General features: G+C 66.2%; 21 protein-coding genes, 2 pseudogenes and 1 riboswitch. Of the genes and pseudogenes, 6 read left to right on the top strand and 17 right to left on the bottom strand.

The annotated features are described in order from the left end of the window. Nucleotides 1-5: 5 nt before the first annotated feature. On the bottom strand, nucleotides 6-1,376 hold the full coding sequence (locus ACQY5A_RS20240) for a bifunctional o-acetylhomoserine/o-acetylserine sulfhydrylase (RefSeq protein ID WP_428342097.1): 1,371 nt from the start codon (nucleotides 1,374-1,376) through the stop codon (nucleotides 6-8). Nucleotides 1,377-1,476: 100 nt separating this feature from the next. Beyond that, nucleotides 1,477-1,595: riboswitch (SAM riboswitch) on the bottom strand. A gap of 140 nt (nucleotides 1,596-1,735) precedes the next feature. Between ACQY5A_RS20240 and ACQY5A_RS20235 the strand changes: the two genes are divergently transcribed. Further along, entirely contained in the window at nucleotides 1,736-3,973 is a 2,238-nt protein-coding gene (locus ACQY5A_RS20235; RefSeq protein WP_428342096.1) for an NADP-dependent isocitrate dehydrogenase, read from the top strand. A 4-nt stretch (nucleotides 3,974-3,977) separates the two neighbouring features. Here the strand turns inward: ACQY5A_RS20235 and ACQY5A_RS20230 are convergent, their stop codons facing one another. Beyond that, nucleotides 3,978-5,018: an LLM class F420-dependent oxidoreductase gene (locus ACQY5A_RS20230; protein WP_428342095.1), complete on the bottom strand. Its 1,041-nt coding sequence runs from the start codon at nucleotides 5,016-5,018 to the stop codon at nucleotides 3,978-3,980. A 21-nt stretch (nucleotides 5,019-5,039) separates the two neighbouring features. Next, on the bottom strand, nucleotides 5,040-5,462 hold the full coding sequence (locus ACQY5A_RS20225; RefSeq protein WP_428342094.1) for a nuclear transport factor 2 family protein: 423 nt from the start codon (nucleotides 5,460-5,462) through the stop codon (nucleotides 5,040-5,042). 117 nt (nucleotides 5,463-5,579) lie between these two features. Between ACQY5A_RS20225 and ACQY5A_RS20220 the strand changes: the two genes are divergently transcribed. Next, nucleotides 5,580-6,149 (top strand): PadR family transcriptional regulator, encoded by a 570-nt coding sequence (locus ACQY5A_RS20220; protein ID WP_428342093.1) that lies wholly within the window; start codon nucleotides 5,580-5,582, stop codon nucleotides 6,147-6,149. Between the two features lie 76 nt (nucleotides 6,150-6,225). Here the strand turns inward: ACQY5A_RS20220 and ACQY5A_RS20215 are convergent, their stop codons facing one another. Next, nucleotides 6,226-7,023 (bottom strand): alpha/beta fold hydrolase, encoded by a 798-nt coding sequence (locus ACQY5A_RS20215; RefSeq protein WP_428343259.1) that lies wholly within the window; start codon nucleotides 7,021-7,023, stop codon nucleotides 6,226-6,228. A 198-nt stretch (nucleotides 7,024-7,221) separates the two neighbouring features. On the opposite strand from ACQY5A_RS20215, the gene trpS reads away from it, so the two are divergent. Together trpS and yhjD are read left to right on the top strand one after the other, a co-directional pair. After that, nucleotides 7,222-8,241, top strand: coding sequence for a tryptophan--tRNA ligase (gene trpS / locus ACQY5A_RS20210; RefSeq protein ID WP_428342092.1), 1,020 nt, complete (start codon nucleotides 7,222-7,224; stop codon nucleotides 8,239-8,241). Between the two features lie 12 nt (nucleotides 8,242-8,253). Then, nucleotides 8,254-9,303, top strand: coding sequence for an inner membrane protein YhjD (gene yhjD, locus ACQY5A_RS20205; RefSeq protein WP_428342091.1), 1,050 nt, complete (start codon nucleotides 8,254-8,256; stop codon nucleotides 9,301-9,303). 11 nt (nucleotides 9,304-9,314) lie between these two features. Here the strand turns inward: yhjD and ACQY5A_RS20200 are convergent, their stop codons facing one another. From ACQY5A_RS20200 to ACQY5A_RS20175, 6 genes are all read right to left on the bottom strand, one after another. After that, nucleotides 9,315-9,629 (bottom strand): DMT family transporter, encoded by a 315-nt coding sequence (locus tag ACQY5A_RS20200; RefSeq protein WP_428342090.1) that lies wholly within the window; start codon nucleotides 9,627-9,629, stop codon nucleotides 9,315-9,317. Continuing rightward, nucleotides 9,617-10,774: an N-acetylglucosamine-6-phosphate deacetylase gene (gene nagA / locus ACQY5A_RS20195; RefSeq protein WP_428342089.1), complete on the bottom strand. Its 1,158-nt coding sequence runs from the start codon at nucleotides 10,772-10,774 to the stop codon at nucleotides 9,617-9,619. Before nagA ends, ACQY5A_RS20200 begins: the two co-directional genes overlap by 13 nt. Then, nucleotides 10,765-12,168: a sugar porter family MFS transporter gene (locus tag ACQY5A_RS20190; protein ID WP_428342088.1), complete on the bottom strand. Its 1,404-nt coding sequence runs from the start codon at nucleotides 12,166-12,168 to the stop codon at nucleotides 10,765-10,767. The genes nagA and ACQY5A_RS20190 overlap by 10 nt, the downstream gene beginning before the upstream one ends. Nucleotides 12,169-12,212: 44 nt before the next feature. Continuing rightward, the gene (locus ACQY5A_RS20185; RefSeq protein WP_428342087.1) at nucleotides 12,213-13,475 is read right to left on the bottom strand and encodes a D-alanyl-D-alanine carboxypeptidase family protein; all 1,263 of its coding nucleotides are present in this window, start codon (nucleotides 13,473-13,475) and stop codon (nucleotides 12,213-12,215) included. A 67-nt stretch (nucleotides 13,476-13,542) separates the two neighbouring features. Beyond that, the gene (locus ACQY5A_RS20180) at nucleotides 13,543-14,535 is read right to left on the bottom strand and encodes an SMP-30/gluconolactonase/LRE family protein (protein ID WP_428342086.1); all 993 of its coding nucleotides are present in this window, start codon (nucleotides 14,533-14,535) and stop codon (nucleotides 13,543-13,545) included. Beyond that, on the bottom strand, nucleotides 14,516-15,856 hold the full coding sequence (locus ACQY5A_RS20175; RefSeq protein ID WP_428342085.1) for an aspartate aminotransferase family protein: 1,341 nt from the start codon (nucleotides 15,854-15,856) through the stop codon (nucleotides 14,516-14,518). The genes ACQY5A_RS20180 and ACQY5A_RS20175 overlap by 20 nt, the downstream gene beginning before the upstream one ends. A gap of 119 nt (nucleotides 15,857-15,975) precedes the next feature. Between ACQY5A_RS20175 and ACQY5A_RS20170 the strand changes: the two are divergent. After that, nucleotides 15,976-16,038, top strand: a pseudogene (locus ACQY5A_RS20170) (hypothetical protein); the annotation flags it as partial. A 16-nt stretch (nucleotides 16,039-16,054) separates the two neighbouring features. Here the strand turns inward: ACQY5A_RS20170 and ACQY5A_RS20165 are convergent. From ACQY5A_RS20165 to sdhC, 7 genes and pseudogenes are all read right to left on the bottom strand, one after another. Then, a pseudogene (locus ACQY5A_RS20165) lies at nucleotides 16,055-16,186 on the bottom strand (retinol dehydrogenase); the annotation flags it as partial. A 27-nt stretch (nucleotides 16,187-16,213) separates the two neighbouring features. Continuing rightward, nucleotides 16,214-16,951, bottom strand: coding sequence for a prolipoprotein diacylglyceryl transferase (locus tag ACQY5A_RS20160; RefSeq protein WP_428342084.1), 738 nt, complete (start codon nucleotides 16,949-16,951; stop codon nucleotides 16,214-16,216). Nucleotides 16,952-16,966: 15 nt separating this feature from the next. Then, complete coding sequence (locus ACQY5A_RS20155; RefSeq protein ID WP_428342083.1) at nucleotides 16,967-17,266, bottom strand: signal peptidase II; 300 nt, start codon at nucleotides 17,264-17,266, stop codon at nucleotides 16,967-16,969. A 245-nt stretch (nucleotides 17,267-17,511) separates the two neighbouring features. Beyond that, the gene (locus tag ACQY5A_RS20150; RefSeq protein WP_428342082.1) at nucleotides 17,512-18,324 is read right to left on the bottom strand and encodes a succinate dehydrogenase iron-sulfur subunit; all 813 of its coding nucleotides are present in this window, start codon (nucleotides 18,322-18,324) and stop codon (nucleotides 17,512-17,514) included. Continuing rightward, entirely contained in the window at nucleotides 18,324-20,078 is a 1,755-nt protein-coding gene (gene sdhA, locus ACQY5A_RS20145) for a succinate dehydrogenase flavoprotein subunit (protein ID WP_428342081.1), read from the bottom strand. The genes ACQY5A_RS20150 and sdhA overlap by 1 nt, the downstream gene beginning before the upstream one ends. 3 nt (nucleotides 20,079-20,081) lie before the next feature. Next, entirely contained in the window at nucleotides 20,082-20,552 is a 471-nt protein-coding gene (locus ACQY5A_RS20140; protein WP_428342080.1) for a succinate dehydrogenase hydrophobic membrane anchor subunit, read from the bottom strand. Then, a complete protein-coding gene (gene sdhC / locus ACQY5A_RS20135; protein ID WP_428342079.1) occupies nucleotides 20,549-20,977 on the bottom strand; it encodes a succinate dehydrogenase, cytochrome b556 subunit in 429 nt (142 codons plus the stop codon). The genes ACQY5A_RS20140 and sdhC overlap by 4 nt, the downstream gene beginning before the upstream one ends. Nucleotides 20,978-21,279: 302 nt before the next feature. Here sdhC and ACQY5A_RS20130 point away from each other — a divergent pair, with 302 nt between their 5' ends. Continuing rightward, nucleotides 21,280-21,681 carry a cytidine deaminase gene (locus ACQY5A_RS20130; protein WP_428343258.1) on the top strand — a complete coding sequence of 134 codons (402 nt, stop codon included), beginning with the start codon at nucleotides 21,280-21,282 and terminating at the stop codon, nucleotides 21,679-21,681. Nucleotides 21,682-21,764: the final 83 nt, after the last annotated feature.

Here is a 21,764-nt window from a genome sequence, read left to right as displayed (position 1 = left end):
ACTCCTCAGAACGCCGCCACGGCGTGCGGGTCGCCGGCTGCGGAGGCTGGGATGCCGCCGTATGGGCGAGCGGCGGTGAAACCGATCTCGAGGTCGGCCAGAATGTCGTCGATTCCTTCGATACCCACCGCAAGGCGCACCAAACCGGGGCTCACCCCGGCCGACAGCTGCTCGGCCGCGCTGAGCTGGGCGTGGGTCGTCGACGCCGGGTGAATCACCAGCGAGCGCACGTCACCGATGTTGGCGACGTGGCTGTGCAGCTTCAGCGCGTTGACGAACGCCTGGCCGGCGTCGACACCGCCGGCCAGCTCGAAGGACAACACGGCCCCGGTTCCCCTGGGCGCCAGCTGCTTTGCCCGCTCGTGCCACGGCGAGCTCGGCAACCCGGCGTAGTTCACCGACAACACGTCGTCGTGGCCCTCCAGGTATTCGGCGACCCGCTGCGCGTTGGCGACGTGCCGCTCGACCCGCAGGCTCAGCGTCTCCAAACCCTGGGCGACCAGGAACGCGTTGAACGGCGACGCCGCCGAGCCCAGGTCACGCAGCAACTGCACCCGCGCTTTGAGGGCGAACGCGGGCGGCCCCAGCTCGGCGTACACCACCCCGTGGTAGCTGGGGTCCGGCTTAGTAAACCCAGGGAAGCCGCGGCCCTGCGTCCAGTCGAACGTGCCGCCGTCGACGATCACACCGGCGATCGCGGCGCCGTGGCCACCGAGGTACTTGGTGGCCGAGTGCACCACGATGTCGGCGCCCAGGGCGATCGGCTGGATCAAATACGGGGTGGCGACGGTGTTGTCGACGATCAACGGCACACCGTGCTCGTGGGCCACCGCCGCAACACCGGGGATGTCCAGGATGTCGATTTGCGGGTTGGAGATCGTCTCGCCGAAGAGCGCCTTGGTGTTGGGACGCACTGCGCCCCGCCACGAGTCCAGATCATCAGGGTCGTCGACGAAGCTGACGTCGATGCCGAGCTTGGGCAGCGTGTAATGGAACAGGTTGTAGGTGCCGCCATAGAGCCTGGGGCTGGACACAATGTGATCACCGGCGGCGGCCAGGTTGAGGATCGCGAATGTCTCGGCGGCCTGCCCTGAGGACAGGAACAGCGCGGCCACCCCGCCCTCCAGAGCTGCGATGCGCTGTTCTACGACATCGGTGGTCGGGTTGCCGATGCGGGTGTAGATGTTGCCCGGGACTTCCAGGCCGAACAGCGCCGCCGCGTGCGAGGTGTCGTCGAAGACATAGGACGTGGTCTGGTAGATCGGCAGCGCGCGGGCGCCGGTGGTCGGGCAGGGTTGCTGACCGACGTGGATCTGCTTGGTCTCGAACGACCAGTGTGCGGTCGGATCGGCGTCGGGGGTGTTGTCGGAACTCACGATCGATTGCTTTCCGGGAAGCGTCAGCGACGAACGATGGGCCGGCCCACGTAGGTGCGCATCAAGTTTCCCTGTCTACTCCGGGGGGCCCATCACGGCGGACCCGCGCTTGCCGCGTAGCCACTGTGGCTACGAAACCTGGTCTTCACCCGGAGCACCCCACCGCGGTTGGAGGGTTGCCGGCCAGCAAGCCGGGGCTTGACGCTGGCGCTCATGACCGAAACAAAGCTTAGCTCATCAAGTCGAACGGGTGCCAACCGCCGGATCGAGGTCGACAACAGCGGAAACACCCTTGATAACGTGACAACCAGATTCACCGCGAAGCCCGTCAGGATCTAACCGATACCGGGAGACACACCGTGAGCGCCGACCAGCCGACCATCGTCTACACGCTGACCGACGAGGCGCCGCTGCTGGCGACCTATGCTTTCCTGCCGATCGTGCGCGCGTTCGCCGAACCCGCCGGCATCACGGTCCAGACCAGTGACATTTCGGTGGCCGCGCGGATCCTCGCCGAGTTCACCGACTACCTGACCGACGAGCAGCGCGTGCCCGACAACCTGGCCGAGCTGGGCCGGCTGACCAAAGAGTCCGACACCAACATCATCAAGCTGCCCAACATCAGTGCCTCGGTGCCGCAGCTGGTGGAGGCGGTCAAGGAGCTGCAGGGCAAAGGATTCAAGATCCCCGACTACCCGCAGCACCCGAAAACCGACGAGGACAAGGAAACTCGCGACCGCTACGCCAAATGCCTCGGCAGTGCAGTGAACCCCGTTCTACGACAGGGCAATTCCGACCGCCGCGCGCCGAATGCGGTCAAGGAATACGCCCGCAAGCACCCGCACAGCATGGGGGAGTGGTCGCAGGCATCGCGCACGCACGTCGCGACCATGAAGCACGGCGACTTCTACCACGGCGAGAAGTCGCTGACACTGGACCGCGCGCGCGACGTGAAGATGGAGTTGAAAACCAAGAGCGGCAAGACGATTGTGCTCAAGCCGAAGGTGTCGCTGCGCGACGGCGACGTCATCGACAGCATGTTCATGAGCGTCAAGGCGCTCTGCGACTTCTACGAGGCGGAGATCGAGGACGCCTACGAGACCGGCGTGATGTTCTCGCTGCACGTCAAGGCGACGATGATGAAGGTCAGTCACCCCATCGTCTTCGGCCACGCGGTCAAGATCTTCTACCGGGACGCCTTCGCCAAGCACCAGGAGTTGTTCGACGAGCTCGGCATCAACGTCAACAACGGACTGGTTGATCTGTACAACAAGATCGAGACGCTGCCCGCGTCGCTGCATGACGAGGTCATTCGCGACCTGCATGCCTGCCACGAGCACCGGCCCGAGCTGGCGATGGTGGATTCGGCGAAGGGCATCACCAACTTTCACTCACCCAGCGACGTGATCGTGGACGCGTCGATGCCGGCGATGATCCGCGCCGGCGGCAAGATGTACGGCGCCGACGGACGACAGAAGGACACCAAGGCCGTCAACCCGGAGTCCACATTCTCCCGCATCTACCAGGAGATCATCAACTTCTGTAAGACCCACGGTCAGTTCGACCCGACCACGATGGGCACCGTGCCCAACGTCGGCTTGATGGCGCAGCAGGCCGAAGAGTACGGCTCGCACGACAAGACGTTCGAGATCCCCGAGGACGGGGTCGCCGACATCGTCGACCTCGAGACCGGCGAAGTACTGCTTACGCAAAACGTTGAAGAGGGCGACATCTGGCGGATGCCCATCGTGACCGACGCGGCGATCCGCGACTGGGTCAAGCTGGCCGTCACCCGGGCGAAGAACTCGGGTATGCCGGTGGTGTTCTGGCTGGACCAGGAGCGTCCGCACGAGAACGAACTGCGCAAGAAGGTCAACGCCTACCTGTCCGACTACGACACCGAGGGTCTCGACATCCAGACCATGTCGCAGGAACGCGCCATGCGGCACACGATCGAGCGTGCGATGCGCGGGCAGGACACCATCGCCGCCACCGGAAACATCTTGCGTGACTACCTGACTGACCTGTTCCCGATCCTGGAGCTGGGCACCAGCGCCAAGATGCTGTCCATCGTGCCGTTGATGGCCGGCGGGGGAATGTATGAGACCGGTGCGGGCGGCTCGGCGCCCAAGCATGTCCACCAGCTGGTCGAGGAGAACCACCTGCGGTGGGATTCGCTCGGCGAATTCCTGGCCCTGGGGGCATGTTTCGAAGACATCGGGATCAAGACCGGCAATGAGCGGGCCAAGATCCTGGGCACGACGCTCGACGACGCGATCGGCAAACTGTTGGACAACAACAAGGGTCCGTCCCGTAAGACCGGTGAGCTCGACAACCGGGGGAGCCAGTTCTACCTGGCGCTGTATTGGGCGCAGGAACTCGCGAAGCAGAGCGACGACGAAGAGTTGCGCAAGCACTTCGCCGCACTGGCCGACGAGCTGGGCAAGGACGAGGACACGATCATCACCGAACTCGCGAAGGCGCAAGGCGAATCCGTCGACATCGGCGGCTACTACCGGCTCGACGACGAGAAGACGATCGCGGTGATGCGGCCGAGCAAGACGCTCAACGACGCATTGTCCGCTGCCGGCGACTGAGGGGTCAGTCCACCAGGCCGCGGAGCGTCTCGATCAGCTTGACCCGCTCGTGGGCGGTCGCGGCTACGGGCACGACGTTCAGGGTGGTCACACCGGCCTCGCGGAAAGCGGCTATCCGTTCCTTGACAAATCCGGGCGTCCCGATCAGCGAGATGTCGCGCACCAGCTCGTCCGGGACCGCCTTGGCAGCCGCTTCCTTCTCGCCGGACAGGTAGAGCTCCTGGATGCGGTCGGCCTGCGCCCCGTAGCGGTAGCGGGTGGCCAGCGTGTGGTAGAAGTTCTTCCCCTTGGCGCCCATGCCGCCGATGTAGAGCGCGAGATGGGGCTTCACGATTTCCCTGAGCGGCTCGACGTTTTCGCCGATAGCCAGGGTGGGGCCGGCGTAGACCTCGAGATTGCCTAGAACCGGGTCGCGCTTGGCTTGGCCGGCGGCCAGCGCCTCACCCCAGACGTCCTGCGCCTTTTCCGGCAGGAAGAAGATGGGTTGCCATCCTTCGGCGAGCTCGGCGGCCAGCTCGACGTTCTTGGGTCCCAGTGCGGCAATCAAGATCGGGATGCGTTCCCGCACAGGCTTGTTGATCAGCTTCAACGGCTTGCCCAGGCCGGTGCCCTTGCCGGCGGGCAACGGGATCTCGTAGTGCTCGCCCTGATATTGCAGCTTCTCGCGCCGCCACACCTGACGGCAGATCTCGATGACCTCGCGGGTGCGCGCAATCGGTGCGTCGTAACGAACGCCGTGAAAACCCTCGATCACCTGAGGGCCCGACGCGCCCAGGCCCAGGGTGTAGCGGCCGTCGGAGACGTAGTCCAGCCCGGCGGCGGTCATCGCGGTCAGGGTGGGTGTGCGGGTGTAGAGCTGCAGGATGCCCGAGGCCAGCTCGACCCGTTCGGTACTGGCCGCCAGATAGCCGAGCGCGCTCACCGCGTCATACGAATACGCCTCGGGGACAAAGACGATGTCCAAGCCGGCGCGTTCCAGGTCGGCCACTTCGGCGGCCACCTCTTTGAAGCCGCCCGCGTAATTGATCCCTAATCCGATTCGCATGCCTGGCTGCTCCCTGCTGCTCTAAGCCCGAGCGAACTGGTCGGCCAGTTCGACGGCTTCCTGCTGGATTCTCGGAAACTGTGCGGCCATCGCTTCGGACAAGGCCTGGGCACCGGAGAGCGGTCGCACCATCACCTTAAAGTCATCGATGAGGCCGTCGTCATTGACGTGGATGAAGTCGCAGCCGTTGACGGTCACGCCGGGGGCACCCGCGATCCCGGCCTCGAACTCGAGCGCGTGGTGACCGCTGTTGCCGTCGTGGATTTCGCGGATGTAGCGAAAGTCTTCGAAGACCCGCAGCACGCCGCGCAGGATTGCCGCAGTGATCGGCTTGTCGGCGTAGGGCTTGAACGCCACCGGGCTGGTGAACACGACGTCATTGGCCAGCAAGGCCTGGATGGCCGCCTCGTCGTGGTCTTCGACCGCCTTCCGGAAGGGATGCATCAGATACCTCGAATGGTCAACTTGTTGAGTAGGTGTATTCGACATTAGAGCCTTCGGCGCGGAATGTCGATAGGCGATTAATCAATTTGTTGACTATAACTCGGGTATGATCATCGAATGTCGTTGCATGACGCCGTGCTGGCCGCTCTCCTCGAGGGGGAGTCCTCAGGCTACGACCTGGCCAAGGGCTTCGACGCGTCGGTGGCCAACTTCTGGATGGCCACACCGCAGCAGCTCTACCGGGAGCTGGAACGTCTCGCCGACGAGGGACTGATCCAGGCTCGCATCGTTGAGCAGGAGCGCCGGCCCAACAAGCGGATATTCTCGCTGACCGAAGCCGGTTACGCGGCGATCCGCGAGTTCACCGGCCGGCCGGCGAAGGTGTCGGCGATCCGCGACGAGCTGCTGATCAAGGTCCAGGCCGTCGATGTCGGCGACGCCGCGGCGGTTCTCCACCTGATCGGCGAACGCCGCGACCGGGCCGAAGCGAAGGTGCAGCGCTACGAGCGGCTGCGCAGCCGGATTCTCGATGGCCGCAGCGAAGAGGAGTTCCTCGCCACGGCGCTGCGGGTGGGTCCGTACCTGACGCTGATGCGCGGCATCTCCTACGAGGAAGAGAACGTTCGATGGGCCAAGCGGGCGCTGGCGATCGTCGAGCAACGTCAGGGTGCCGGGTCGGTCAAGTAGTGGGCGAGCACCGGGCGGGCCCGATCGACGTCGGATCGGCCGCAGTGCTGGTTCGGCCCGACGGCTGCATCGGGCGCTAGCTGGCCGGTGGGTCGACGGCCCGCTGCTGCGAGCTGTGCTCGGCAATGAAACCGGAGATCACTTCGGTGACCCGGCCGGGCGCCTCGAACATCGGGATGTGCCCGACGCCGTCGATTGTCGTGATCCGGGTACTGGCCGGCAGGTGAGCCTGAAAGTAGCGGTGCGATCGGGGCGCGGGGAACACCCGGTCCTTTCCGCACAGCACCAGATGGGCGGGAACTGCGGTCTGTGCCAACTCGCGTAGTCCGGGCTGCAGGAGCGCTTTGACCAGCAGCTGGAAGTACGCAGGACAGTGTGCGACGTCATCGACGATGGCTGCCAGCTGTTCGTCGCTGACGCCGTCGGGCGTCCCACTGACCGGCAGCGTGGACAGCTGGCGGGTGTAGGGCAGCCGCAGCGCGCGGGGTCCCAGGAGGCGAGCGAACATCCAGAACGGCATACCCGAGACGAACTTGGCGACCACCTCGAACTTGGCCGGCGTCCAGCGGGTCCATCCGCCGGCGGGCGCGATGCCGGTGACGGAACGCGCCCGTCCGCGGCGTTCCAGTTCGAACGCCACCCAGCCGCCGAGCGAGTTACCGACGATATGGGCTGTCTCCCAACCCAATTGGTCGAGCTGACGCTCGACGTGGTCGGCCAGTACCGAGGAGCTCAGAAACCAGGTACCGGACTTGGGGCCGCCGTTGTGGCCGGCCATCGTCGGGGCGAACACTTCGTAGGAGCCGGTGTCGGCCAGTTGCGAGGCGACGGTCTCCCACACCAGCTGGGAGATCAGGAACGGATGCAGCAGCAAGACGGGTTCGCCAGATCCGAGATGGATGGGCGCGCGGTTGGCGCCCGGACTAGGAGTCACAGGCCCGACACTAAAGCCGTTACCGCCGGTACCGCAAGAAGCGGCGGCGTTCGCATGGAAAGATTGCGGGACCATGAGCTCCGCCGACGACGATCAACAAAGCAGCGCGATCCGGGAGAGACACGAGGAGCGGCGGCGATGAGCAACGCCCCTGGATCCAGCCGGGTTTTCTCCGGTGTGCAGCCGACTTCCGACTCGCTCCACCTCGGAAATGCGCTGGGCGCCGTCACCCAGTGGGCCCAGTTGCAAGATGGCCACGACGCGTTCTTCTGCGTCGTCGACCTGCACGCCATCACCATTCCGCAGGATCCGGACACGCTGCGCCGGCGCACCCTGGTCACCGCCGCCCAATACCTGGCGCTCGGGGTCGACCCCGCCCGCAGCACGATCTTCGTGCAGAGCCATGTTCCCGCGCACACGCAGCTGGCCTGGGTGCTGGGCTGTTTCACCGGCTTCGGTCAGGCGTCACGGATGACGCAGTTCAAGGACAAGTCGACGCGGCAGGGAAGCGACGCGACCACCGTCGGCCTGTTCACCTATCCCGTGCTGCAGGCCGCCGACGTGCTGGCCTACGACGCCGAGTTGGTGCCGGTCGGCGAAGACCAGCGTCAGCATCTGGAGTTGGCCCGCGACGTCGCGCAGCGGTTCAACAGCCGCTACCCGGACACCCTCGTGGTTCCCGAGGTCCTGATTCCCAAGGCCACCGCGAAGATCTACGACCTGCAAGACCCGACGTCGAAGATGAGCAAGTCCGCGGCCACCGACGCGGGCCTGATCGGCTTACTCGACGCTCCAGCGTTGTCCGCCAAGAAGATTCGCTCCGCGGTGACCGACAGCGAGCGCGAGATCCGCTTCGACCCGGAAGCAAAGGCCGGCGTCTCGAACCTACTGAGCATTCAATCCGCGGTCACCGGGGTCGACATCACGAAGCTGGTCGACGGGTATGCCGGACGCGGCTACGGCGACCTGAAGAAGGACACCGCCGAGGCGGTTGTCGAATTCGTGACGCCGATCAAGACCCGGGTCGACGAATTGCTGGCCGATCCAACCGAACTGGAGGCAGTGCTGGCCGCCGGGGCGGCGCGCGCCGACGATGTGGCCGCCAAAACCGTCGACCGGGTCTATGACCGGCTCGGGCTGCTCCCGAGACGTCCGTAGCTGCCGAGTGTTATGAGCGAGCCGGCCAAACCAGGGATCCTCGATCGACTGCGGGCGCGGTACGCATGGTTCGACCACGCGATGCGGGCCAACGACTGGTTCGACGAGTGTCAGGGCAATTTCTTCGCGGCCGGGCTGACGTACTACACGATTTTCGCGTTGTTCCCTTTGCTGATGGTCGGTTTCAGCGTCGCCGGATTTCTGCTGTCCCGACGGCCCGCCGTGCTGACCGCGATCGACAACAAGGTCAGGCACGCAGTGCCCGGCGCTCTGGGACAACAGATGCTCGACCTGATGAACTCGGCGATCGACGCGCGCGCGTCGGTCGGTGTGATCGGGTTGGCCGTCGCGTTGTGGGTCGGGCTGAACTGGATGAGCAACCTGCGGGTCGCGCTGACCGAGTTGTCGCGGCAGACCGACGGTTCGCAGGGGTTCATCCGCACCAAATTCTCAGATCTCTTCGCGATGGTGTCGTCGTTCGTGGCCATCTTCGCCACGCTGGCGCTCAGCGCGCTGGCCGGAGCGGGGCCGATGGCCAGGCTGTTGCGGATACTGGGTGTACACGACCTTCCGGTGCTGGATGCCATCCTGCGATCGGCCTCAGTGCTGGTGTCATTGCTGTTGTCGTGGCTGGTGTTCGGTTGGATGATCGCGCGGCTGCCGAGGGATCCGGTCAACTTCTCCAGCGCCGTTCGGGCGGCGTTGCTTGCGGCGATCGGCTTCGAGGTGTTCAAGCTGGTCGGGTCGATTTACCTGAAGTCGGTGTTGCACAGTCCGGCCGGGGCCACCTTCGGGCCGGTGCTGGGTCTGATGGTGTTCGCTTACGTGACGGCGCGGCTGCTGCTTTTCGCGACCGCCTGGGCGGCGACGTCGACGCCGCGACCGAGCCCGCCGGTGGCGGTGCCGACTGTGCCGGACCAGGCGCCGGAGCCCGCCGTCATCCTCCCCAGGGTGCCGTCGGCCGACGGTCTCAAGGCGCGACAGGCACTGGCTGCCGTTGCCGTGGGCGCCATTGGGGCTCTTGGCTTTTTGCGGCTCATCCGGCGCGACGACGAGGAATAGGCCGCAGACACCTAGCTCGCCAGTTTCAATCCCGCGATGCAGCCGACGACACCGGCGATCAGCAGCACCTTGACCGCCGAGGCCGTCTCCTCGCCGGTCAGCATCGCGTAACCGACGGTGAGCACCGCGCCGATACCGACCCAGACCGCATAGCTGGTCCCGGTCGGAAGGCTGCGCATGGCGAAGGCCAGCCCCGCCATCGAAAAGAGCAGCGACACAGCGAAAATCAGCGACGGAATCAGCCGGGAAAATCCGTCGGACCGGTCCATCGCGGTCGCCCACACCGCCTCTAGAACCCCGGACGCCACCAAAATCAGCCAGGCCATCGCACACCTCCTGCCCCCCAGCTGCCGCCGGTCATGACGGCCTGCACCCTCAAATCCTGCTCCAGGACAATAAGATTGGCATCCCCACCGACCCGCAGGTCGCCGGCATCGTCGATGCCGAGCGCCCGCGCCGGAGTTGTGGACGTCAGGAGCACCGCCGCGATCAGCGCGGCATCGCGATCCGAGCCGAGACCGGCCGCCGCGCGGAACAGCTGGTCCATGGTCGCAGTGCTACCGGCGATGGTGGAGGTGCCCTGCACGCGCGCCACACCCTCGATCACGTCGATCGGCACCGAGCCGAGCCGATACTTGCCGTCCGCTGCGCCCGCCGCGGCGGTGGCATCGGTGACCAGCGCCACCCGGCCGGCCCCGGCGGCCTGGATCGTCGTGTGCACCACCGCGGGATGGACGTGGACACCGTCGGCGATCAGCTCGACGGTCACTCGTGGATCCTCCAGGAGCGCCAATGCAGGGCCCGGCTCGCGGTGATGCAGTGGCCGCATCGCATTGAACAGATGAGTACCGACGGTGGCGCCCAGGTCGATGGCGTGCCGGGTCTGCTCGTACGTCGCGTCCGTATGTCCCACCGCCACAACCACTCCGGCGTCCACGAGGCGGGTGATCGCGTCGTCGCTACCGGGGCGTTCGGGTGCCAGGGTGACCATCCGGATCGCCCCGTCGCCGGCGGTCAGCAGCGCGTCGATCTCCTCGGGCGTCGCGTCACGCATCTGGGTGTGGTCGTGGGCGCCGCAGTGCGCGGTGCTCAGCCACGGCCCCTCGAGATGGATGCCGGCGATCACGCCGTCGCGGGTGGCCCTGGCGAGTCCGTGCACCGCCGCCAGCAGGTCGGACGGGGACGCGGTGACCAGGCTGGCCAGCGTCGTGGTGGTGCCGTATCCGCGGTGAAAACCGGCTGCGCGCAGCACCTCTGAGTCGTCTCCGCCGAGGTAGGACGCCCCGCCGCCGCCGTGCACGTGGATGTCGACAAATCCGGGGACGAGCACCGCGTCGGGCAGATCGAGGTCGGGGGATCGGGGCGGCGCGCCGGCGCCGCAACCCGCGATCGCGGTGCCGGAGGTGTGGACCCAGCCCGGACGGCAGATGCCTTCTTCGAGTACCACAGTGCCGGCCGCGATCAGCGGCATGCCGGCACATTCGTTGCGGTGCTGGGGGTTTCGTCGGGCCAGCGGCCACCGCTCTCCCAGAAATGGCGGATGTCCTCGAGTTGGCGTCCTTTGGTCTCCGGGGCGAACCGGTAGACCAGAAAGAAACCCAGGGTCGCGAGCAGAGCGAACACGGTGAACATCCCCGCGCCGCCCAGCGTGTTCAGCATCGTCAGGAAGACCGCTTCGACCAGCGCGTTGGCGCTCAGGTTGGCGGTGAGCATCGCGCTGGAGCCCAGCGACCGCAGGTGTGCCGGGAAACTTTCGCCGGCGTAGACCCAGACCAGCGCCCCGAAGCCGAAGGTGAAGCCCATGGTGAACATCAACAGCCCGGCGTAGCCGAGCCCGGAGACCGCGTCTGACTTGGCCGCGAACACGCCGATCAGCACCAGGTCACCGCAGATCATCGCGCCGATGCCGGACAGCAGAATCGGCCGTCGACCGATCCGGTCGACGAGAACCAGCGAGGTCAGAACGGCGACCAGCGAAGCGATCTGGATGAGCGCGGGCAGCACCAGCAACGAGAAGTTACCCTCAAATCCCATGGCCTGGAACAGCAGCGGGCTGTAGTAGATGATCCCGTTGATGCCGCTCAGCTCGGCGAAGAACCCGAGGCCGACGACGAAGGCGGTGGCCCGCAGGTACGGCAGGCGCAGCATCTCGAGCAACGACCCGCCGCGCTCTTCGCGCATCGCTTCGGAGATCTCGACGAGTTCGGCCTCGACGTCCCGGTTCGGCTCGACTCGCAGCAGCGCCTTGCGGGCGTCGTCGACGCGGTTCTTGAACAAATACCAGCGCGCGGTGTCCGGCATGGTGGCCAGCAACAGAAGGACCAGCAGCGCCGGAATCGCCGCCAATCCGAGCATCCACCGCCAGCTGCCCGAGTCGGCCAGCGCAAAGGCCGACAGGTAGCCGCCGATGATCCCCAGGATGGTTGCCACCTGGTAGGTGACCAGCAGGGAGCCGCGCAGTCGGGTGGGCGCCGACTCGGCGATGTACACCGGCGTCACGGTGGCGGACAAGCCGATGGTCATACCGAGCAACATGCGTGCCGCCATCAGCCACGGCATGGACGCCGCCGCGGCGCCCAGCAGCGAGAACACCGCGTAACCGCCCGCGACCGTCATCATCGAGCGTTTGCGGCCGATCGCGTTGGCCAGGAATCCGCCGCTCAGCGCGCCGCAAATCTCCCCGATCACCACCATCGTCGTCAGCAGCTCCTGCTTGCGGATAGTCAGGTTGAAATCGTTGCTGATGAACAGCAGCGCGCCGGCGATGTTGGACAAGTCGTAGCCGCAGATGATGCCGAGAGTCGCAGCGGTCACGCCGATCAGCAGTTGTCGTCGTGTTCGCAGTGATTCGCCGATGCGGCTCACAAGCTCCCCTCCGGAGTGGGCCGCCCCCGTCTCCGGGCCGCTGCTTAGTGCTGCGGCCGTCGGTTCATCGAGCGCGCCACCATAATCAAGCCGAACACGACGACCGTACCGATGACCGCGACACCGACCCTAACCGGCAACGCGTCAACGCTGGGTAGCAGCGCGGCCGCATCCGCGGCGGGTCCGCCGCCGTTGTCACCCGGGCCGGATTTGCCGGACGGTGCGAGCAGCGCCGGGTCAGGTTCGATCAAGGTCCCCACCCGGGTTCCCGGCGAGGTCGCGAAACCGTAGTCCAGCAAGTGCGCCGCCTGCTGCCACGGCGGGATCGGCAGCCGGGTGCCGTGCAGCAACACCGCCATCAGTCGGCGCCCGTCGCGGTTCGCGGCGCCGACGAACGTCTGGCCGGCGTCGTCGGTGTAGCCGGTCTTGCCGCCGAGCGCGCCCGGGTAGTGGTAGAGCAGCTGGTTGTCGTTCTCCAGCTGGTAGCCGGGGCTGTCGGCGTGGCCGGGGAAGTCGAACATCTCGGTGTGCACGATGTCGGCGAAAGTCGAGTTCTCCCAGGCATACCGGTAGAACAACCCGATGTCGTATGCGGAGGTGCTCATGCCCGGCCCGTCCAGACCCGACGGTGTCGCGGCCCGGGTGTCCTTGCCTCCGAGTTTGGCCGCCAGGGCGTTGATCTTGTCCAGCGTGGTCGGCATGCCGCCCAGTTGCGTCGCCAGTGAGTGCGCGGCGTCGTTGCCGGAGTGCATCAGCAGGCCGTGCAGCAACTGGTTCACGGTGTAAGTTCCGCCCGGGGCAACGCCGACCCGGGTGCCCTCCGCGGCGGCATCCTCCGGCGTGCCGTTGACGGTCTTGTTGAGGTTGAGCTCGCGCAGCGATGCCATTGCCACCAGCACCTTGATGATGCTGGCCGGACGGTGCCGACCATGCGGGTCGCGAGCGGCGACGATCGCGCCGCTGTCCAGGTCGGCCACCACCCAGGCCTCGGCCGAGATGTCGCCGGGAACCGGGGGAGTGCCGGCCGCGGCGACCACGCCGCAACCGCTGAGTGCGTTACCGCCGATCGGCGACGGCGGTACCGGCAGCGGCAACGGTGGCTCACCGGCCTGCGGGACTTCCGACGAGTCCACCGCCGCCGGAGTCGCGACCTTGTAGGGGCACGTGTCGTGCACGACGCCCGGTCCGGGCCCGGGCCCGGGCTCGGACCGGGCCGCCGGCAAGCCGAGCAACGCGGGGGTGCTCAGCATGAAACTGGCCGCTGCCAGGCATGATGCTGAGCGGAAGAACGGCCGTAGGCAGTGCATGTGTGAGCAGAGTAGGCGATCGGCGGCCCGATTTCGGTGAGCCGCGCTGTGACTGGTGTTACGGATGTTACAAATCCAGGTAACAGATGCCGGGCCCGGCGATGCGGCCGAGCCACAGCCGCCCTGATGTTTCCACTACGCCGGTGGCCAAACCGAAATCCGCGTGCTGGGTGTGCAGCTGGGCCACCACGTGTCCGTCGTCCGCGTCGAACCCAACGACCCACACCGTCGACGTGGGATCGGGCAGCCACCGGTAGGGCAGGAGTCTCCACATCAGGCTGCGGATGATCGGCGCACGCGGGCCCAGCCACTCGTTGAGCGCGTTGCGATCCGAGACCAGCGCCACCCAGATCCGGCCGTCTAGGCCGGTGGAGATGTTGTCGGGATAGCCCGGCAGCTCGGTGACCAGCGGGGTGATGGTGCCGGCCCGGTCTCCGGTCAGCCAGTACTTCGACACCCGGCATCCGGCGCTCTCGGCGAACACCACCGCGGACTCGTCGGCGGTCAGCGTGACGCCGTTGGCGAATGAGAGCCCGTCGGCCAGCTCGGTGACCGTGCCGTCGGGATCGCGCCGGAACAGCGACCCGCTCGAGCGTCCCTCGATGATCGAGCCCTTGTAATACTCGTAGTAGAAGCGGCTCGTCGACTCGGTGAAAAAGATTGTGCCGGCCGATGATTCGACGACATTCGAGCAGAAGGTCAGCGGGCGGCCATCGATCTCGGCGACCAACGTCTCGATCGTCCCGCCGGCCGGGTCGTAACGCAGCAGCCCGCGGTGGCTGTCGCAGATCAGCAGACGGCCGTCGCGCGCGACCGCCAGGCCCAGCGGTCGCCCGCCGGTGTCGGCGACCACCTGCACGGAATTGCCGTCGGGGCTGACCCGAACGATGCGACCGTCCTCGACCCCAGTGAAGATGTTGCCGTCGGCATCGGCGACGACGTCCTCGGCGGCGGTGCCGGGCACGTCGATGATGTGCAGTGTCGCAGTGAAATCGGGTTCCGGAAGCGGCCGCGACGGCGGTGGCTGCCACCGGATCGGGTCAATGGGCGGCTTGGCCATCGGACACCTCTGTGAGCACCTGGCGCACGATCGCTTCGATGGTGTCGAACTCGGGTTGGCCGCTGATCAGCGGCGGCGCCAGCTGGATGACCGAGTCGCCGCGATCGTCGGTGCGACAATACAACCCGGCCGCGAACAGCTCAGCGGATACCCGGCTCAACAGCGCGCGCTTCTCGTCCGCGTCGAAGGTCTGTTTGGTCGCTTTGTCTTTCACCAGCTCGATGCCGAAGAAGTACCCCTCGCCGCGGACGTCGCCGACGATCGGCAGGTCGTAGAGCTTTTCCAGGGTGGCGCGCAGCGCGGGCGACAGTTGTCGGACGCGGTCGTTGAGCCCTTCGCGTTCGAAGATGTCGAGGTTGGCCAGCGCGACCGCGGTGGAGACCGGATGGCCGCCGAACGTGTAGCCGTGCGGAAACATCGTCGCGCCGTCGTTGAACGGCTCGAACAGCCGCTCGCCGGCGATCATCGCCCCCAGCGGCGAGTACCCCGACGTCATTCCCTTGGCGCAGGTGATCATGTCGGGCACGTAGCCGAAATCGCTGCAGGCGAACATCGATCCGATCCGGCCGAACGCGCAGATCACCTCGTCGGACACCAGCAGTACGTCGTAATGGTCGCAGATCTCGCGTACCCGTTCGAAGTATCCGGGTGGTGGCGGGATCGAGCCGCCGGCGTTCTGCACGGGCTCGAGGAACACCGCGGCGACGGTGTCGGGTCCTTCGAATTCGATCGCCTCGGCGATGCGGTCGGCGGCCCACCGGCCGAAAGCCTTGATGTCGGTGCTGACCGGTTCGGGGGCGCGATAGAAGTTGGTGTTGGGCACCCGGAAACCGCCGGGCGTGACCGGTTCGAAGGGCGCCTTGTACTTCGGCAGGCCAGTGATGGCCAGCGCGCCCTGCGTGGTGCCGTGATAGGCGACCGCCCGCGAAATGACCTTGTGCTTACCCGGTTTGCCGGTCAGCTTGAAGTACTGCTTGGCGACCTTCCACGCGGTCTCGACCGCCTCGGTGCCGCCGCTGGTGAAGAAGACCCGGTTGAGATCACCCGGGGCGTAGCCTGCGAGCCGCTCGGAGAGCTCGATCGCGGTCGGGGTGGCGTATCCCCACAGCGGGAAGAACGCCAGCGTCTCGGCCTGCCGGGCGGCGGCCTGGGCGAGTTCGGCGCGGCCGTGACCGACCTGCACCGTGAACAGACCTGACAGCCCGTCGAGATAGCTTTTGCCGGCATCGTCAAAGATCGTCACGCCGTCGCCGCGGGTGATGATCGGTGCCGTGATGCCCGGCCCGTGTCTGGCGAAGTGCAGCCAGAGGTTCTCGGTCATGGTGTCCGCGAGCGTAACGCCCCTGCGCTTCTTGGCGCCCCAAATGTCCGCGGCGTTGCGCTCGGGCAGCGACCTCCACGAGACAGGTGAGCGACTTCGAGGCGCTGCGCCCACATCTCATGTCGGTCGCCTATCGGCTGACCGGCACGGTGGCAGATGCCGAGGACATCGTGCAGGAGAGCCGATCGACGATCCGGGGAGCGCGTGGACCGACTTGGTTTCGTGCACCTCGCCCCACGGGCCGACGAGACGCCGCAAGCGTGCGGCGCGGTCAGTCGCGGCCCCACGGTTCTTCTGGGCGAAGGGGTTGACGACGAGGCCGAGGTACACGGGTTCAGGATGCCTGCCCGCGCCTCGTCACCTCGAGACAAACCAGCCCAGGCCGGCTGCCAGCAGCGAACAGCCGACGAACGCGGCCAGCGCCGTCGCGCGACCCGCGCCGCCACCGGTCGGGCGCTCCCGCAACGGGTCGATGGCCAAGCGAATGGCGACGTAGCCCAGCAGCGCGAACGCGAAGATGGTCCCGCGGGGAGGACCGACCGCAAGGAGTGCCGCCGCCGCGCCCAGCAGCAGCAGCGCGCCGACGAGTTCGAACAACTGGACCGGATAGCGCCTCTGCCAGCTGCCCTGGTGATCGGGGAGCCACAGCCCGAACCGGCCGCCGGTACGTCGGCCCGAGCAGCAGCCGTTGAGCAGGCAGCCCACCCTGGTGAAGGTCATTCCCGCCAGGATGGTGAACGTGGCAGCGTCCCAGAACGCCGCGAATCGGAGTCCGAAAGCCTTGATCACCAGCGGCGACAGAGCCAGCGCGAGGACCAGGCCGCCGTAGAGCGTCATGCCGCTGTCAGATCGGCGCCAGATGCGCCGCTTGTCGTGCCAGTAGATCGACCAGTGGTCGAGCACGAACCAGATGCGGGCACCGATGATGGCCGGCACGAACAGCACCAGCATCGCGTCGGCGGCAGGCGCGCGTGGCAATCCCACCTCGGGCGCAACCGCGTACATTACGTAGAAGCCGCAGACCAATCCGAGGTACAACAGCGCCGGATAGCTCCACACCGGCATGCCGCGAACGTTGAAAAGGATTCTGCGCATGCGGCTTACCGCGACTCAGACCAAGGATGCACCGGCAACTGCCACCCCTCCGGCGATTGCCACGTCGGCGAGGTTGAACACCGGCCACCGGCCAATGGCGATGAAATCCACCACAGCGCAATGGATTACCCGGTCGGCGAGGTTCCCGAACGCTTCCGACTGGGCGGCAGCGAGCCCGGCCGTGCCAAAGAGGTTGTGCTGCAACGCGGGGGCACACAGCACAGCGCCGACCCCGCCCGCCGCTGCCGTACAACACAGCAGCACCTCGATGCCTAGTGAAGTCCCGCGGGTGAGCTGTGGGCGCTCAGTGAACACCAGGCGCACTATGCCACGTCGCCGTTGCCCGAAACCCGGTTTGCTCAGGACAAGTTCTTTCGTCACTCGGCGGCGGTCAGGATCACCGCGCCAGATCTGCTCGATGGCCGTGCGCGCCCGTGCCTTGGTTCCGGCGATGCGGTGTATGCCTGCGGCGCGGCGTCAAACACCAGGCCCGCCGCGCAGTGGTCGGGGCGCACGGGACGAACCACCACGCGTGTGGTCCGCTCAGCGGACCACCGCCGTCAGCGGGTGAACATCAATGCGCGCTTGACCTCTTGGATCGCCTTGGTCACGTCGATGCCTCGCGGACAGGCGTCGGTGCAGTTGAACGTGGTGCGGCAGCGCCAGACACCGTTGACCTCATTGAGGATGTCGAGGCGTTCGGCGGCGGCCTCGTCACGACTGTCGAAGATGAACCGATGCGCGTTGACGATGGCGGCGGGGCCGAAGTAGCTGCCCTCGTTCCAGAACACCGGACAGCTGGTGGTGCACGCCGCGCACAGGATGCACTTGGTCGTGTCGTCGTAGCGGGCGCGGTCGGTCTGGCTCTGAATCCGTTCCCGCGTGGGGGGATTGCCGCTGGTGACCAGGTACGGCTTGACAGCGCGGTAGGCGTCGAAGAACGGTTCCATGTCGACGATCAGGTCTTTTTCCACGGGCAGTCCGCGGATCGGCTCGATCGTGATCGTCAGGGGCTTACCGGGCTTGCTCTTTTTCGGCGTCGGCAGCAGATCGCGCATCAGCACCTTGCACGCCAGCCGGTTCTTCCCGTTGATCCGCACGGCGTCGGATCCGCACACACCGTGCGCGCAGGACCGCCGGAAGGTCAGCGTGCCGTCCAGGTAGCTCTTGACGTAGATCAGCAGGTTGAGCACCCGGTCGGTCGGCAGGCACGGCACCCGGAAGCTCTGCCAGCCACCGGAATCGGCGTACTGCTCCGGGTTTTCCGGATTGAATCGGGCGATCCGTAGCGTCACCATCACCGAGCCCCCAGGGATCGCCGGCAGCGGCGGGTCACCGGCCGGGGCGGCGTGGGTGTCCACGTCCGAGCTCATCAGTACTTCCGCTCCTTGGGTTCGTAACGGGTCTGCACCACCGGTTTGAAGTCCAGCCGGATGTCGCTGAGCAGATCGCTGCCCTGTTTATAGGCCATCGTGTGACGCATGTAGTTGACGTCGTCGCGGTTAGGGTAGTCCTCGCGAGCGTGCCCGCCGCGAGATTCCTTGCGGTTCAACGCACCGACGACGGTGACCTCGGAGAGCTCCAGCAGGAAGCCGAGCTCGATCGCTTCCAGAAGGTCGCTGTTGAAACGTTTTCCTCTGTCTTGCACTGAAATTCGGGAATACCGCTCTTTGAGCGCGTGGATGTCGGTGAGCGCCTGCTTGAGCGTCTCTTCGGTGCGGAACACCGCGGCATTGTTGTCCATCGTCTGCTGCAGTGCCCCGCGGATGTCGGCGACCCGCTCGTTGCCGTGCTCAGACAGAATGTCGCCGACCCAGCCAACCACCATCGCCGCCGGGTCGGCTGGCATGTCGACGAAGTCGTGGCCTTTCGCGAAAGCCGCCGCGGCGATTCCGGCTCGACGGCCAAAGACGTTGATGTCCAACAGTGAATTGGTGCCGAGCCGGTTGGCGCCGTGTACCGACACGCAGGCACATTCGCCCGCGGCGTACAGCCCGGGTACGGTGATGGCGTTGTCCCGCAACACCTGTCCGGTGATCGTGGTCGGAATGCCGCCCATCACGTAGTGGCAGGTCGGGTAGACCGGAACCAGCTCCTTGACCGGATCCACCCCGAGGTAGGTGCGGGCGAACTCGGTGATGTCCGGCAGCCTGGCGGCCAGCACGTCGGCGCCGAGATGCCGCACGTCGATGTACACGTAGTCCTTATGCGGACCGGCACCGCGACCCTCCAGCACTTCGCGCACCATCGAGCGGGCAACGATGTCGCGGGGTGCAAGGTCGACGATCGTCGGCGCATAGCGCTCCATGAAACGCTCGCCGTCGCCGTTGAGCAGCCGGCCGCCCTCGCCGCGCACGGCCTCGGAGATCAAAATGCCCAGGCCGGCCAGACCGGTTGGGTGAAACTGGTGAAATTCCATGTCCTCCAACGGAAGTCCCTTACGAAACACGATGCCGATGCCGTCGCCGGTCAACGTGTGGGCGTTGGACGTGGTCTTGTACATCCGGCCCGAGCCGCCAGTCGCGAGCACGACGGCCTTGGCGTGAAAGACGTGAATGTCGCCGGTGGCCAGTTCGTACGCGACCACGCCGGTGGCCACCCGGCCGTCCGGGGTGTCGCTGAGCACCAGGTCGAGGGCGTAGAACTCGTTGAAGAACTCGACGTCGTGCTTGACGCAGTTCTGGTAGAGCGTCTGCAGGATCATGTGGCCGGTTCGGTCCGCGGCGTAACAGGATCGGCGCACGGGCGCCTTGCCGTGGTCGCGGGTGTGCCCACCGAAACGGCGTTGATCGATGCGGCCCTCGGGGGTGCGGTTGAACGGCATCCCCATCTTCTCCAGGTCGAGCACCGCGTCGATCGCTTCCTTGCACATCACCTCGACCGCGTCCTGGTCGGCGAGGTAGTCACCGCCCTTGACGGTGTCAAAGGTGTGCCACTCCCAGTTGTCGTCCTCGACGTTGGCCAGCGCCGCGCACATGCCGCCCTGTGCGGCACCGGTGTGGCTACGGGTCGGGTAGAGCTTGGTCAAAACCGCTGTGCGCACTCGGGGTCCGGCTTCCACGGCCGCCCGCATCCCGGCGCCGCCGGCACCGACGATCACCACGTCGTATCGGTGTTCGCTAATCACCGGTCAACCTCCGATATTGGGGTCGAACGTCAACAGCACATAGGTCCCGAGCACCAGCGTGAACGTCATCGACAAGACGAGCAGGCTGTTCAACCAGAAACGGGTGGAGTCCTTGCGGCTGTAGTCGTCGATGATGGTGCGTAGCCCGTTGCCGCCGTGTAGCTGTGCCAGCCAGAGCAGCAACAGATCCCACGTCTGCCAGAACGGCGAATGCCAGCGCTGCGCAACGTAGTTGAAGTCGATGCGGTAGACGCCGTCCTCCCACATCAGCATCACGAATAGATGGCCCAGTGCCAAAAACACCAGCACGATGCCGGAGAACCGCATGAACAACCAGGCGTACTTCTCGAAGTTCGGCATGCCGCCGCGCCGGCGTGGGGACCGCGGATTGTCCAGGCTGGCCGGACGGTCGTGGCTGCGCTGCCGCACCGGCGCGACCTCGCCCCTACCCAACTGCAGATCTGGTGAGCTCATCGGAAGTGTCCGATCATGTGGATGGTGACCACCACCGCGGCGGGCACGACCACCAGCACCCAGGCGATGCCGATCGTCCATAGCATCTGCCGCTGATAGCGAGGCCCCTGCCCCCAGAAGTCGATCAGGATGACGCGGATGCCGTTGAGCGCGTGATAGAGCACTGCGGCGACCAATCCGAGCTCCATCAGGCCCACGATTGGCGTCTTATAGGTCGAGATGACTTCGTCGTAGGCCTGCGGGCTGATCCGGACCAGGGCGGTGTCGAGCACGTGGATGAACAGGAAGAAGAAGACGGTGGCGCCCGTGATCCGGTGCAGTACCCAGGACCACATGCCCGGATCGCCGCGATAGAGGGTGCGCCGCAACCGCCGGACTCTCGAAGACCCCTCCGGCGTAGCCGCGTTCGCGGATGTCGTCGTCATCGGCGCCTGCTCTCCTGTGGCGACCCGCTGCGACCGGTTTCGCCGGCCTTGCGATCGCCACGCTCTCCAGTGGCAACCCGCTGCGACCGGTTTCGCCGGCCTTGCGATCGCCACGCCTGCTCATGGCCTAATTTAGTCTCAAATGTCTGCCCGGCCGCCATTCTTGCGACCGAATGACGCGCTTCGTGTCCACCGACGCTTTAGCCCGCACAGAATCTAGGCTGGCCATGTGAATTAGGCAACAGCGGACGGGGTGGTTCGGATGCATTGCAGCAGCGCGTGGAATTGGGACTGTGGCTGACGTGATCGACTGGAAATCGCTGCGCGACAGTGCGATTGGTGCAGCGCGTGGGGCCTATGCGCCCTACTCTGGTTTCCCGGTGGGCGCGGCTGCGCTGGTCGACGATCGCCGGGTGGTCACCGGCTGCAATGTGGAGAATGTCTCATATGGCCTAGGTCTCTGCGCGGAGTGCGCGGTGGTGTGCGCTTTGCATTCGACCGGCGGCGGCCGGTTGCTCGCGCTGTCCTGCGTCGACGGCAGGGGCGCGCCGCTGATGCCGTGTGGCCGTTGCCGTCAGGTGTTGCTGGAACACGGCGGACCGGAACTGCTGATCGATCATGCCGACGCCCCCCGGCGGCTCGGCGACCTGCTGCCGGAAGCCTTTGGCCCGCAGGACCTTACCGCGTATCGAGGCCGCGAATGAATCGCGACGATGACGAAGATGCCGGCGCAGCCGGGGTCGAGGAGTGTCGCCATGAATCGCGACGATGACGAAGATGCCGGCGC

Origin of the sequence: Mycobacterium sp. (assembly GCF_965277065.1) — a bacterium.
Lineage (GTDB): Bacteria > Actinomycetota > Actinomycetes > Mycobacteriales > Mycobacteriaceae > Mycobacterium.
The sequence above is the reverse complement of the archived record's forward strand: the minus strand, read 5'-3'. Positions and strand labels throughout refer to the sequence as shown.